Source organism: Streptomyces sp. NPDC002896, from assembly GCF_040295225.1.
Taxonomy (GTDB): domain Bacteria; phylum Actinomycetota; class Actinomycetes; order Streptomycetales; family Streptomycetaceae; genus Streptomyces.
Genome location: NZ_JBEOVA010000025.1, coordinates 80,036 through 92,942, shown reverse-complemented (window position 1 = coordinate 92,942; position 12,907 = coordinate 80,036). Strand labels below are relative to the sequence as shown.

Sequence of the window (12,907 nt, the reverse complement as noted above, 5' to 3'; positions counted from 1 at the left end):
AGTCCCTAGTCAGAAGCAGAGGAAGAGGCAGAAGCAGAAGCGGTGAGCTTGCGGATGTCGGCGACGATCTCGTCCAGCGGGGTTCCGGTCGGATACACGGCATCCGCCCCGGCCGCCCGCAGCCGCGGCACGTCGGCCGCCGGGATGGTGCCGCCTACGACGACGCCGATGTCCTCCGCACCGGCCGCGCGGAGCCCCTCGACGATGCGGCGGGTGAGCGCGACGTGCGCGCCCGACAGGATGCTGAGGCCGACCAGGGCGACGTCCTCCTGGACCGCGGTGGCCACGATGTCGTCGACGCGGCGGCGGATGCCGGTGAACACGACCTCGAACCCGGCGTCCCGCAGCGCCCGCGCGACGATCTTGGCGCCCCGGTCATGGCCGTCGAGTCCCGGTTTGGCGACGAGTACGCGGGCCGGCATCAGAACACCACCGGCTGCTGGAACTCGCCCCACACCGCGCGCAGCGCGTCGGACATCTCCCCCACCGTGCAGTAGGCCAGGGCGCATTCGATCAGCGGCTCCATGAGGTTCGCGGAGCCTTCCGCGGCGCGCTTCAGGTCCGCGAGACGGGCGCGCACGTCGGCCGTGCTGCGTTCCGCCTTGACCCGGGCAAGACGCTTGAGCTGCCGCTCCTTGCCCTCGGCGTCCAGTTCGTACATCGCGAGGTCCGGTGGCGGGTCGTCGGAGGTGAAGCGGTTGACGCCGACGACGGGCCGTGCGCCGGACTCGGTGTCCCGGTGTGTGCGGTACGCCTCGTCGGCGATGAGGCCCTGCAGGTATCCGTCCTCGATGGCGCGGACCATGCCGCCGTGCCGCTCCAGGTCGTCCATGATCTGCACGATGCGCTCCTCGGTGGCGTCGGTGAGCGCCTCCACGAAGTACGAGCCGCCGAGCGGGTCGGCGACGCGGGTGACACCGGTCTCGTACGCGAGGATCTGCTGGGTGCGCAGCGCCAGCGTGGCCGACTCCTCGCTGGGCAGCGCGAACGGCTCGTCCCAGGCGGCGGTGAACATCGACTGCACGCCGCCGAGTACGGAGGCCAGCGCCTCATACGCCACACGCACAGTGTTGTTGCGGGCCTGCGGCGCGTACAGGGAGGCCCCGCCGGCCACGCAGCCGAAGCGGAACATGCACGCCTTGTCGGTCTTCGCGCCGAACCGCTCCTTCACCAGCGTCGCCCAACGCCGCCGCCCGGCCCGGTACTTGGCGACCTCTTCGAAGAAATCGCCGTGCGTGTAGAAGAAGAAGGAGATCTGCGGGGCGAACTGGTCGATGGTCATCCGCCCGCGCTCGAGCACGGTCTCGCAGTACGTGACGCCGTCGGCCAGCGTGAAGGCCATCTCCTGGACGGCGTTGGCGCCGGCGTCGCGGAAATGGGCGCCGGCCACCGAGATCGCGTTGAAGCGGGGCACCTGGTCCGCGCAGAACTCGATGGTGTCGGCGATCAGCCGCAGCGACGGCTCGGGCGGCCAGATCCAGGTGCCGCGCGAGGCGTACTCCTTGAGGATGTCGTTCTGGATGGTGCCGGTGAGCTTGGCGCGGGGGATGCCGCGGCGCTCGGCGGCGGCCACGTAAAGCGCGAGGAGGATGGCCGCCGTGCCGTTGATGGTGAAGCTGGTGCTGATCCGGTCGAGCGGGATGGAGTCGAAGAGGATCTCGGCGTCGGCGAGGGTGTCCACCGCGACGCCGACCCGGCCGACCTCCTCCCCCACCTCCGGGTCGTCGGAGTCGTAGCCGCACTGGGTGGGCAGGTCGAGCGCCACGGACAGGCCGGTGCCGCCCTGGTCGAGCAGGTAGCGGTAGCGCCGGTTGGACTCCTCGGCGGTGCCGAAGCCGGAGTACTGGCGCAGGGTCCACAGCCGGCCCCGGTAGCCGGACGGGTAGTTGCCGCGGGTGAAGGGGAAGCTGCCGGGTGCGGGCGGCTCGGCGGGCCGGTCGGCCGCGGAGTACACCGGCTTCAGGGGGATGCCGGAGGAGGTGCGGACCTCGGAGGCGTCGGAGTCGTCGCTCATGGCGGTTGCGGTTCCTCGATGGTAGGGACGCGGTCAGCGCAGCTGGTCCTTCAGCACCTTTCCGGTGGCGGTGAGCGGCAGTTCCGTGCGGAACTCCACGTACCGGGGGACCTTGAACCCGGCCATCCGCTTCCGGCTCCAGGCGGTCAGCTCCTCGGCGGTGACCTCGCCGCGCGGGACCACGAACGCCTTGCCGACCTGCCCCATCCGCTCGTCGGGTACGCCGACGACGGCGACCTGGGCGACGGCGGGGTGCTCGAGGAGGAAGCCCTCGATCTCGGCGGGGTAGGCGTTGAAGCCGCCGACGATGAACATGTCCTTCTTGCGGCCGACGATCCGCAGCCTGCCCTCGTCGTCCAGCTCCCCGAGGTCGCCGGTGTGCAGCCAGCCGTCCGCGTCGATGGCGTCGGCGGTGGCTTCGGGGTCGTCGAGGTAGCCGCGCATCACGCCGTAGCCGCGCACCAGCACCTCGCCGTCGTCGGCGACGCGGACCTCGAAGCCCTCACATGCGGTGCCCACCGTCGTCGCGATCGCCTCGAAGGGGTCCCCCGGCCGGGACGCGGTGACGGTGCCCGCCTCGGTCAGCCCGTACCCGGTCATCAGGGTCTTGAAGGGCAGCTCGGTGACGACCCGGCGGACCAGTTCCACCGGGATGTCGGCGGAGCCGGTGACGGCGACGCGCAGCGAGGACAGGTCCCGTCCGCCGCCGGCTTCGAGCAGGGAGTGGTAGAGGGTGGGCGGTCCTGGCAGCACCGTCACCCGCTCCTTCTCGACCAGGTCGAGGACCCGGTCCACGTCGAAGACGGCGACGGGCAGGATGGTCGCGCCGCGGATCAGGGAGGCGACGCAGCCGGCCTTGTAGCCGAAGATGTGGAAGAACGGGTTGACGATCAGGTAGCGGTCGCCTTGGCGCAGCCCGGCCAGGTCGCACCACTCGGCGTACGCGCGCAGGGTCTGGTCGTGCGTCATCATGACGCCCTTGGGGCGGCCGGTGGTCCCCGAGGTGAAGACGATGTCGGACAGGTCGTCACCGTCGACCTCGCGCTCCAGGGGCGTGCCCGAGGCGAGGAAGTCCGACTTGATGTCGATCACGGGGACGCCGGGCGGGCCGGTGAACTCGCGGTCCAGGAAGCCGTTCTGGACGAGGAGGGCCTTGGCGCCGCTGCGCCGCACGATGTCGTGCGCCTCCTCGTCCTGGAACCGGGTGTTGACCGGTACGAGCACGCCGCCCGCGGTGAGCAGGCCGAACGCGGCAATGATCCACTCGGCCGAGTTGGGGGCCCACACGGCGACCCGGTCGCCCTTGTCCACGCCCGCCGACGCGAAGGCCCCGGCGGCCCGGCGGACCCGGTCGGCGAGTTCGGTGAAGGTGAGGCGGAGCGGGCCGTCCACCACGGCTTCTGCGTCGCCGAAGCGGTCGGCCGCGCTCAGCACCAGCTCGGGGATGCTCCGCCAGCGCGATGCCATGAGATCCTCCTTAGTCGAACGAGAGAATCTTATTCTCACTACTGAGGCGCCGCAATGTGCTTGCGGAGAAGGAACTTTTTGACCTTGCCGCTGGGCGTCCGCGGGAAGTCGTCGACGGCATGCAGCTCTTCCGGCCACTTCTGCCGGGCGATGCCGGCGCGCTGGAAGTGGGCACGCATCTCCTCCATGGACGGAAGCGCGTGCCCGGGCCTCAACCGCACCAGGGCGGCTGCGTGTTCACCAAGTCGCGGATCCGGTGCGGCGACCACCGCGGCCTCCGCGACCGCCTCCATGGCCAGCAGCACCTCCTCGACCTCCACGGCGCTGATGTTCTCGCCACCGCGGATGATGACGTCGGCCTTGCGGTCGGTGATGGTGAGGTAGCCGTCCTCGTCGAGCACGCCGATGTCGCCGGTGCGGTACCAGCCTTCGTCGTCGAAAGCCGCCTCGGTCAGCGCGGGGTCGGTGTAGCCGAGGCACAGGTCCGGACCGCGGGTGAGGATCTCACCGTCCTCCGTGAGCCGGAGCTCCGCACCCGGCAGCAGGTTACCGTCCGTGTACAGCCGCTTCGCCGCGGGACCGTCGTACGCAGTGCAGGTCACCGAGGGGTGCTCGGTACTGCCGTACGCGCGGAACGGCGCGATCCCCAGGCTCTCCAGCCGGGTGGTCACGGCGGACGGGACCGCCGCCCCACCCATACCCGCGTACTTCATGTGCGCCAAGTGCCCCGGGGTGCAGTCCGGGTGGTCCAGCAGGCTCGTCATGTAGTACGGGGCACCGCCGCCGACGACGAGCCCCTCACTCTCCAGCAGCGCGAGTGCCTGGCCCGGGTTCCAGGTGTCGCCTAGGTTCACGGGCGTACCGTCGAGCACCGGGATGAGGAAAGCGTTGACCATGCCTATGAAGTGGCCGACCGGTGCGACGGTGAACTGCCGCCCGCGGTCCGGCGGATAGCTGGCCGCCAGCTGGCGGGTCTCGAACCCGAGGGTCTGGTGGCTGTGCACGACGCCCTTCGGGTCCCGGGTGGTGCCCGAGGTGAAGGCGATCAGTGCGGGCGAGGCGGGGTCGACGGGGAGAAGACCGGTCAGCGGCTCGTCGGCGAGCAGGTCCTCGAAGTCGCGGCCCACGACGCCCACCACGGGTACGTCCTCGCACAGCTCGGCCTGGAACTCCAGGCGCCCGAAGCGCTCGGCGCCGACGAAGACGTGGGGCCGGGTGGCCGCCACGATGTAGCGGACTTCCTTGGGCCCGTAGAAGTGGACGACGGGGACGACGACCGCACCGAGGAACGCCGACGCCCAGAACACCGCAGCCGCCTCAACCCAGTTGGGCAACTGCAGCACCACGGTGTCTCCGGGACCGACGCCACGCTCACGCAGGCCCGCGGCCAGCCTGCGCGCCATCACCTCCACATCGGCGAAGGTCCCCGACCAGGGCCGCACCTCCGAGTGCACCCGGAACTCCGTGTCGGGGGCGGCCCGAAGACCCCGCGCCAGCAGATCGCCGATGGTCTCCCGGGTCCACCAGCCTTCCGCCTCGTAGCGTTTGACCAGCTCGGACGGGATCGTTCGCATGACAAAGCCCCTCCTTTTGCACGAGAACTGAGCCCATGGGGCCCGTACGCCGTTGGCCGTGGGGAACCGCGTGTCGTCAGGTGACCGCGCCGGCCGCCTTGAGGGCGAGGATGCGGTCCCAGTCGTACCCCAGCTCCAGCAGGACCTCTTCGGTCTGGGCTGCGAACTCGGGGGCCGGTGTCGGGTCAGGCGACTCGGTCTCGAACTGCACGGGCCCGGTGGCGAGTTCGAGGTCTCCGACGCGCCGGAGGTAGCCGTTGGCCACCACCTGCGGGTCGTCGCCGACCTGGACGGAGTCCTGGACGGGGGCCCACGGGCCGGACAGGGTGGAGAGGCGCCGCGTCCACTCGGAGAGGGGGCGGCTGCCGAAGGCCTCCTGCAACGCGGCCACGGCCTCCTGGCTGTGCTCGGCGATGGAGTCGGCGGTGGCGAACCGGGGGTCGTCGACGAGGTGCTCGAGACCGACGTGCCGGCACACGTCCGCCCAGAACCGGGTGGGCTGCAGCATCACCAGCGAGATGTGCCGCCCGTCGGCCGTGCGGTACAGCATGGTGAGCGGGTTGGCGTAGGCGTGCTGTTTGCCGGGCGGGGCCATCACCCACGGCTGCTTCTTGAGCCGGGCCAGCGCGATGCCGTGGCCCATCGCCCACACGCCGCTGCCGAGCAGGGAGACGTCCACGACGGACGGCTCCCCCGTGCGCTCCCGCTTCAGCAGCGCGGCCGCGATACCGCCGGCCAGGTTGGTACCGGAGATCGTGTCGCCGTAGGCGGGCACCGGGGCGGAGAGGACACCGTCGGTGCCCTCCGGGGTGATGCAGGCCGCGGTGGAGGCGCGGGCCCAGAAGGCGGTCATGTCGTATCCGCCCTTCTCGGCCTCCGGACCGCGCGGACCGAGGGCGCTGCCCCGTGCGTACACGATCTTCGGGTTCACGGCCCGGATGTCCTCGACGTCGATCCGGAACCGGCGGCGGGCGGACGGCAGGAAGCTGGTGAGGAACACGTCGGCGTCCCTGACCAGTTCGTGCAGCACCTCCAGGCCCTCCGGCTTGGACATGTCGAGGCCGATGCTGCGCTTGCCGCGGTTGGCGTGCTCGATGTTCGGGTTGGGTTCGCCGTCCTCGATGACGAAGTTGCCGGTACGGCGGAGCCCGCGCTGCGGGTCCCCGGTGACGGCATGTTCGATCTTGATGACGTCGGCGCCCCACTCGGCCAGCACCGCGCCCGCCGAGGGCACGAAACCGTACATGGCCGCCTCGACGACGCGGATTCCCTCCAGAGGCTTCATTCCGCCACCACCCCGAACGTCTTGGTCTCCAGGAACTCCTCAAGCCCGGCCGTGCCGTACTCCCGACCGATGCCGGACTGCTTGTAGCCGCCGAACGGGCTGTCCGGCGCGAAGTAGCTGCCGCCGTTGATGCTGAACGTGCCGCTGCGGATCCGCCGCGCCACGGCGACCGCACGCTCCTGCGAAGCGCTGAACACGGCTCCCGAGAGGCCGTACGCCGAGTTGTTGGCGATCCGCACCGCGTCGTCCTCGTCCTCGTACGGGATGAGGCTGAGGACCGGCCCGAAGACCTCCTCCTGCGCGATCTCGCTGTCCGGGTCGACGCCCGCCAGCAGCGTCGGCTTGTAGAAGAAACCCGGGTCGAGGCGCTCACCGCCGCACACCAGCTTGGCGCCGTCGGCGACGGCGCGGTGCACCATGGCGTCCACCTTGTCGCGCTGCCGTTCGCTGATGAGCGGCCCCATGTACGTGGCAGGGTCGGTCGGGTCGCCGTACGGGATGTGGGCGAGGACGCCCGCGACCCGCTCGGCGGTCTCGTCGTGCCGTTCGCGGGGGACGAGGAGACGGGTGGTGATGGCGCAACCCTGCCCGGAGTGGCTGCACGTCATGAACCCGGCGGCCATGTACGCGGCCGCGAAGTCGGCGTCGTCGAGGAGCACCATGGCGGACTTGCCGCCGAGTTCGAGGAACACCTTCTTCACGGTTTCCGCGGCGGCGGCCATGACGCGGCGGCCGGTGGCGGTGGAGCCGGTGAAGGTGACCATGTCGACGTCCGGGTGGGTGGTCATCACCTCGCCGGCCGACGCGCCGGAGGACGACAGGATGTTGACGACGCCGGGCGGGATGTCGGTGTGTTCCGCGATGAGTTCGCCGAGGGCGAGGGTGATCAGTGGTGTGTCCGGGGCGCCTTTGAGGACGACGGTGCAGCCGGCGGCGAGGGCGGGGGCGAGCTTCGCCAGGGCGATCTGGTTCGGGTAGTTGTACGGGATGATCGCCGAGACGACGCCCGCGGGCTCCTTCTCGATCCAGCGGCGGTGCCGCGCGCCCCGGGATTCGACGGTGCCGAGGTCCTGGGTGAGCGGGTACTCCGGGAGCAGGTCCGCGTACCAGCGGACCGTGGCGATGGGCTCCTCCAACTGCGCGCCGAGAGTGAGCCGGTGGGGCGCGCCGACCTCGGCGATGGTGAGCGCCCGCAGCTCCTCCTTGTGGTCGACGAGGGCCTGGTGGAGCTGGTCGAGACATCGGGCCCTCAGGTCCCGGTCGGTGGCCCATGCCGTGGTGTCGAAGGCGCGGCGGGCGGCGGCGACGGCCGCCTCCGCCTCGGCGGGGCCCGCGTCCGGGGCGTGCGCGACGATGTCGCCGGTGGCCGGGTTGACGGAGGCGAACGTCGTCGCTGCCCCCACCAGTTGGCCGTCTATCAGCAGCCGCCTGTCCGGTGTGGCCTTGTTCGAATCGGTCACGGGCATTCCGCTCCTGCGTCGTTGCCGGAAATCGGATTCTTTGCGGTCGGGTTCTTTTCGGTGCGCGGGCGGCCCTTGCGGGATCAGACCTTGCGGGTCACGCCGCCGTCCACGCGGATGATCGCACCGGTGGTGAAGCTGGAGGCGTCCGAGGCGAGGTGCACCGCCAGCGGGGCGACCTCCTCGGGACGGCCCATGCGGCCCAGCGGCACGAAGGGGGCGTCGTCGGGGTTCTCGGGGGCCCAGCCGCGGGAGATGTCGGTGAGGAACGGGCCCGGCAGGATCGCGTTGACGCGCACCTTCGGCGCGTACGCCTCGGCGAGTCCCACGGTGAGCGCGTTGAGCCCCGCCTTGGCGCACGCGTACGGCAGTTCGTGGACGCTCGCCACGAGGGAGCCCGCGGTGCCGACGTTGATGATGGAGCCGCCGTGCTCCGCCATTTGCGTGGCGGCCAGCACCGCGAGCCGGAAGGGGCCCTTGAGGTTCACGCCGAGGGTCTTGTCGTAGAGCTCCTCGGTGATCGTGTCGAGGCTCTTGTACGGCGGTGACATGCCGGCGTTGTTGACGAACACGTCGAGCCGACCGAACGCGTCGAGGGTCTCCGCGATCAGCCGGTCGCAGTCGTCCCAGCGGCCCACATGGCAGGGGACGGCGACCGCTCGCCGGCCTGTCGCCTGGTGGATCTCGTCGGCCGCCGTCTCGCACGCCTCCCGTTTGCGCGAGGCGATCACGACGTCGGCACCGGCCTCGGCGAGGGCCTGTGCGATGGCCCGCCCGATCCCCCGGGAGCCACCGGTCACCACGGCGGTCCGCCCGGACAGGTCATGCAGTGCGGCGAAGGTGTCCACGGCCTGATGCTCCCACTTGGAAAGTCACATTTACAATAATCGAGAACTGGATTTTCTCCATGTGTCAGTGGCGCTTCGGCGGGGGCGCCGCACACCGCGCGGCGCCCCCGTGTCTCAGCCGGAGCCGGCCACATCCACGACGATCTTTCCGACGGCCCGGCCGTCCGCCACGGCACGCAGCGCGGCCGCCGCCTCGGCGAGCGGGTACACCCCGCCGATGTGCGGACGGACGGTGCCCTCGGCGAACGCCTCCTTGAGCCGCGCCTCACTGGCCTGGAACCGCTCCGGCAGGTGGGCAGCCACATCGCGCAGCTGGAAGCCCGTCACTTGGGCGCCCTTCAGCAGGACGAGGTTGAGCGGTAGCCGCGGAATCCCCGCCGTGAAACCGATGCTGACGAACCGTCCGCCCCAGCACACCGAGCGCAGCGCCGGCTCGGAGAGGTCGCCGCCGACCGGGTCAAGGATCACGTCGGCCCCCGCAGGCAGCGCCTGCTTCAGTGCCGTCCGCAGATCGCCGCACGACCGGTGGTCGATCAGCACGCTCGCGCCGTTCGCCTTGGCAGCCTCCAGCTTCACCGCCGACGACGCCACCGCCGTCACCCGAGCCCCGGCCAGCGTGCCCAGCTGCACCGCGGCCAGGCCCACGCCGCCGCCCGCGCCCAGAACCACCAGCTCCTGCCCCGCGCGGAGCTCCGCCACGGTGTGCAGGGCGTGGTACGCCGTCCGGTGCGCCACGCCGAACGCGGCTGCCGCCGTGTACTCCACGGTGTCCGGGACCGGCGTCACCGCGTGCGCGCCGACCACCGCCTGCTCCGCGAACGCGCCGACGAGACCGGTGCCGGCGACCCGGTCGCCGACGCGGATCCCGGGCACGTCCCCGACGACCTCTTCGACGACACCGGCGAACTCGCTGCCCGGCACGAACGGCGGCTCCGCCCGCACCTGGTACTCGCCGGCCACCAGCAGTACGTCGGAGAAGTTGGCCGCAGCCGCGTGCACCCGCACCCGTACCTGCCCGGAGGTGGGCACCGGTGCGGGCACGTCGGCGAGGCGCACCACCTCCGGCGGCCCGAACTCCGGGCACTGTGCGGCCCTCACCGGGTCACCGTCCCCGCCACACGGGCGCGCGCTTCTCCACGAACGCGACGGCACCCTCCTTGGCGTCCTCGCTGGTGAAGACGCGTTGCGCCCATTCCTTGCCGCGGACCGCGGCCTGCTCCGGGTCGGTGACCGTCAGCCGCAGCAGTTCCTTGGCGGCGAGCAGCCCCAGCGGCGCGTTGGCGGCGATCCGCCCGGCCAGTTCCAGCGCTGCCGGAAGCACCTGGTCGGGTGGGACGACGCAGTTGACGAGTCCGATCTCCCGGGCTCGGGCAGCGTCCACCGGATCGCCCGTCAGCACCAGCTCCATCGCCGCCGCGAACGGGATCCGCGTCCCGATCGCCAGACCTCCGCCGGCCGGGAACAGGCCCCGCTTCACCTCCGGGAACCCGAATTTGGCCGCCTCGGACGCGACGATGACGTCGCAGGCCAGCAGCAGCTCCATGCCGCCGCCGAGCGCGGTGCCGTTCGCCGCGCCGACCACCGGCACGTGGGCGCCGCCCTCCAGCAGCCGCTGGTAGGCGCGGCGCGGCGCGTCGGCTCCCCCGTTCATCTCGGCGCCGTCGGCGAAGGCCCGCAGGTCCATGCCCGGGCAGAAGATCCGGTCGCCGCTGGCGGTGAGTATCAGGGCCCGGATCTCCGGGTCTGCCTCGGCGTCCAGCAGCGCCGCGCCGATCGCGGTCATCAGCTCGGGATTGAGCGCGTTGCGCGCCGCGGGCCGGTTCAGGCGGGCCACCAAGACGTTCCCGGCCCGCTCCCGTACGAGAATCTCTTCCTCGGTCATCCGCGGTACTCCGTTGTCTCGGCGAGCTCGGCGGCGTCGCGCATCAGCCGCAGGATGAGGGGCCCGTACGCCTGGAGCTTCGGGTCGTCGCCGGCGCGCTGGAAGCCCTGCTCCAGGACGATCGCGAGCTTCCACTTGGCGAGGACGAAGTAGTAGTCGGCGTCGTCGACCTGACGGCCCGACGTCTGCGCGTACAGCGCGAGCAGTTCGTCGCGGGACGGCATTCCGGTCAGGTCGACGTAGCCGGAGGTCGCGGCCTCGGGCGTGGAGGTGTCCTCGGGCCAGCTGTGCAGCATCCACCCGAGGTCCAGCTTCGGGTCGCCGACGGTGCCCATCTCCCAGTCGACGATCGCGGCGAGCCGGGCGGGGGCGCCGTGGCGGAACATGACGTTGGCGAACTGGTAGTCGCCGTGCATCAGCCCGGGCACGTAGTCGAGCGGCTTGTGGGCGCGCAGCCAGGCCGAGGCGTCCTCAAGGCCCGGTATCTCGCGGCCCTTGATGCGGTTCAGGAACGCGGTCCAGCGGTCGACCTGCCGCTCGTGGAAGCCGTCGGGGCGGCCGAGGTCGGTGAGGCCCCGGGCCCTCCAATCCACCTTCGACAGCAGTGCGATGCCCTCGGTCAGCTGCCGGGCGAGACCGGCGCGGGCGCCCGGGTCGGAGCCGAACGGCTCGGGCCACTTCTTGTCCTTCAGGTTCATCGGCGACCAGCCGTCGACGAAGCCCATCAGGTAGAAGGTGCGGCCGAGGACCGACGGGTCGGTGCACACCGCGACCGCCGGGGTGTGCGGTACGTCCGTGCCGTCCAGCGCCTCGATGATCCGCCACTCGCGGTGGATGCCCTTGTCGCGGTCGGCGGGCGCGGTGGGCGGCGGGATACGCAGGGCGCAGTGCAGGTCGCCGCGGCGGATCTCGTAGATCTCGTTCTGGGTGCCGCCGGAGAGGTAGCGGTGCTCCACGGGCTCGCCCTTGCCGGGCAGGTTCTGCCCGTCGAGCCACGACGCGAGCCGTTCGATGTCGATCACAGGTTTCCCACTTCCCGTTCGAGGTGTGCGGCGTACTTGGCGCGGGCGGCCTCGGTGCGGGACGGCAGATGGCCGGTGGGCCACAGGCCGTCGGTGGGCCGGTGACCGCGCAGGACCTGGCGGGCGACGGTGACCTTGTGGACCTCGGTGGGCCCGTCGGCCATGCCCATCACGCCGGCGCCGAGGATCATCCGCTGGAACGGCATCTCGTTGCTCATGCCGAGCGCGCCGTGGACCTGTGCCGCGCGCTGTGCGATGTCGTGCAGCACCTGGGGCATGACGATCTTGACGGCGGAGATGTCCTTGCGGACCTTCCGGTAGTCGTTGTGCTTGTCGATGGACCACGCCACGTACAGCACGAACAGCCGGAACTGGGTGAGCTGGGCGTAGGAGTCGGCGATGTAGCCCTGCACGAACTGCTTGTCGGCGAGGACCCCGTCGCGGGTGCGGCGGCTCAGGGCCCGCTCGCACAGCATGTCCAGGGCCTTCTGCGCCTGGCCGATGGTGCGCATGGCGTGGTGGACGCGGCCGCCGCCGAGCCGGGTCTGGGCGATCGCGAACGCCTGCCCCGGACCGCCGAGCACGGCGTCGGGGCCGACCCGGACGTTGTCGTAGTGGATCAGGGCGTGGGCCCCGTCCCCGATCGGCTCGTCGCCGAGGCCGACGTTCCGCTCGATGTCGATGCCGGGTGTGCCGGCCGGGACGAGGAACATCGACATTCCCTCGTACGGGCCGGCGTCCGGGTCGGTCACCGCCATCACGATGAAGAACGAGGCGGTGCGGGCGTTGGATGAGAAGAACTTCCAACCGTTGATGACCCAGTCGTCGCCGTCGCGCTCCGCGCGGGTCTCGAACAGGGCGGGGTCGGCGCCGGCCTGAGGTTCCGTCATCGAGTAGCAGGAGAAGATCTCCCCGTCGAGCAGGGGCCGCAGGTAGCGCTCCTTCTGCTCGTCGGTGCCGTAGTGCGCGATGATCTCGGCGTTGCCGGTGTCGGGGGCCTGGCAGCCGAAGATGATCGGCGCCCATTCGGAGCGGCCCAGGATCTCGTTGAGCAGGGCGAGTTTGAGCTGCCCGTAGCCCTCGCCGCCGAGTTCCGGGCCGAGGTGGGCAGCCCACAGGCGGCGCCTGCGGACTTCGTCCTTGAGCGGGTCGATGATCTTGCGCTTCTCGGCGTCGGGCGGTGTGAACTGCAGCCCGTGCCAGAGCAGGTCGAGCGGTTCCACCTCCTCCCGCACGAACGTGTCGGCCCAGTCCAGCTTCGCCTGGAACTCGGGCTCCGTCTCGAAGTCCCATGCCATGTGTGTCACTCCTTCTTCTCGGGTCCCCGCGGGGCATCCGTCGGGGCCGGCGCGGTC

The 12,907-nt window shown here is 71.1% G+C and carries 11 protein-coding genes; all 11 read right to left on the bottom strand.

Going from position 1 to position 12,907, the window contains the following annotated elements:
• Positions 1-5: 5 nt before the first annotated feature.
• A complete protein-coding gene (locus ABT009_RS34555; RefSeq protein WP_351304164.1) occupies positions 6-422 on the bottom strand; it encodes a cobalamin B12-binding domain-containing protein in 417 nt (138 codons plus the stop codon).
• Positions 422-2,014, bottom strand: coding sequence for a methylmalonyl-CoA mutase family protein (locus ABT009_RS34550; protein ID WP_351304161.1), 1,593 nt, complete (start codon positions 2,012-2,014; stop codon positions 422-424). The genes ABT009_RS34555 and ABT009_RS34550 overlap by 1 nt, the downstream gene beginning before the upstream one ends.
• A gap of 33 nt (positions 2,015-2,047) precedes the next feature.
• Positions 2,048-3,481 (bottom strand): FadD3 family acyl-CoA ligase, encoded by a 1,434-nt coding sequence (locus ABT009_RS34545; protein ID WP_351304159.1) that lies wholly within the window; start codon positions 3,479-3,481, stop codon positions 2,048-2,050.
• 38 nt (positions 3,482-3,519) lie between these two features.
• The gene (locus tag ABT009_RS34540) at positions 3,520-5,055 is read right to left on the bottom strand and encodes an AMP-binding protein (protein ID WP_351304157.1); all 1,536 of its coding nucleotides are present in this window, start codon (positions 5,053-5,055) and stop codon (positions 3,520-3,522) included.
• 76 nt (positions 5,056-5,131) lie between these two features.
• A complete protein-coding gene (locus ABT009_RS34535) occupies positions 5,132-6,340 on the bottom strand; it encodes a CaiB/BaiF CoA transferase family protein (protein WP_351304154.1) in 1,209 nt (402 codons plus the stop codon).
• A complete protein-coding gene (locus tag ABT009_RS34530) occupies positions 6,337-7,800 on the bottom strand; it encodes an aldehyde dehydrogenase family protein (RefSeq protein WP_351304151.1) in 1,464 nt (487 codons plus the stop codon). Before ABT009_RS34530 ends, ABT009_RS34535 begins: the two co-directional genes overlap by 4 nt.
• An 83-nt stretch (positions 7,801-7,883) precedes the next feature.
• Positions 7,884-8,648, bottom strand: a complete 765-nt coding sequence (locus ABT009_RS34525; RefSeq protein WP_351304148.1) for an SDR family NAD(P)-dependent oxidoreductase — start codon at positions 8,646-8,648, stop codon at positions 7,884-7,886.
• 114 nt (positions 8,649-8,762) lie between these two features.
• The gene (locus ABT009_RS34520) at positions 8,763-9,746 is read right to left on the bottom strand and encodes an NADPH:quinone oxidoreductase family protein (protein ID WP_351304146.1); all 984 of its coding nucleotides are present in this window, start codon (positions 9,744-9,746) and stop codon (positions 8,763-8,765) included.
• Between the two features lie 4 nt (positions 9,747-9,750).
• The gene (locus ABT009_RS34515; RefSeq protein ID WP_351304144.1) at positions 9,751-10,530 is read right to left on the bottom strand and encodes an enoyl-CoA hydratase-related protein; all 780 of its coding nucleotides are present in this window, start codon (positions 10,528-10,530) and stop codon (positions 9,751-9,753) included.
• Complete coding sequence (locus ABT009_RS34510; RefSeq protein ID WP_351304141.1) at positions 10,527-11,552, bottom strand: phosphotransferase family protein; 1,026 nt, start codon at positions 11,550-11,552, stop codon at positions 10,527-10,529. The genes ABT009_RS34515 and ABT009_RS34510 overlap by 4 nt, the downstream gene beginning before the upstream one ends.
• Positions 11,549-12,850 (bottom strand): acyl-CoA dehydrogenase family protein, encoded by a 1,302-nt coding sequence (locus ABT009_RS34505; RefSeq protein WP_351304138.1) that lies wholly within the window; start codon positions 12,848-12,850, stop codon positions 11,549-11,551. The genes ABT009_RS34510 and ABT009_RS34505 overlap by 4 nt, the downstream gene beginning before the upstream one ends.
• Between the last annotated feature and the right edge of the window lie 57 nt (positions 12,851-12,907).

Coding starts and splice junctions, on each gene's coding strand:
- ABT009_RS34555 (WP_351304164.1), bottom strand. CDS start 422: ATGCCGGCCCGCGTACTCGTCGCCAAACCGGGACTCGACGGCCATGAC.
- ABT009_RS34550 (WP_351304161.1), bottom strand. CDS start 2,014: ATGAGCGACGACTCCGACGCCTCCGAGGTCCGCACCTCCTCCGGCATC.
- ABT009_RS34545 (WP_351304159.1), bottom strand. CDS start 3,481: ATGGCATCGCGCTGGCGGAGCATCCCCGAGCTGGTGCTGAGCGCGGCC.
- ABT009_RS34540 (WP_351304157.1), bottom strand. CDS start 5,055: ATGCGAACGATCCCGTCCGAGCTGGTCAAACGCTACGAGGCGGAAGGC.
- ABT009_RS34535 (WP_351304154.1), bottom strand. CDS start 6,340: ATGAAGCCTCTGGAGGGAATCCGCGTCGTCGAGGCGGCCATGTACGGT.
- ABT009_RS34515 (WP_351304144.1), bottom strand. CDS start 10,530: ATGACCGAGGAAGAGATTCTCGTACGGGAGCGGGCCGGGAACGTCTTG.
- ABT009_RS34505 (WP_351304138.1), bottom strand. CDS start 12,850: ATGGCATGGGACTTCGAGACGGAGCCCGAGTTCCAGGCGAAGCTGGAC.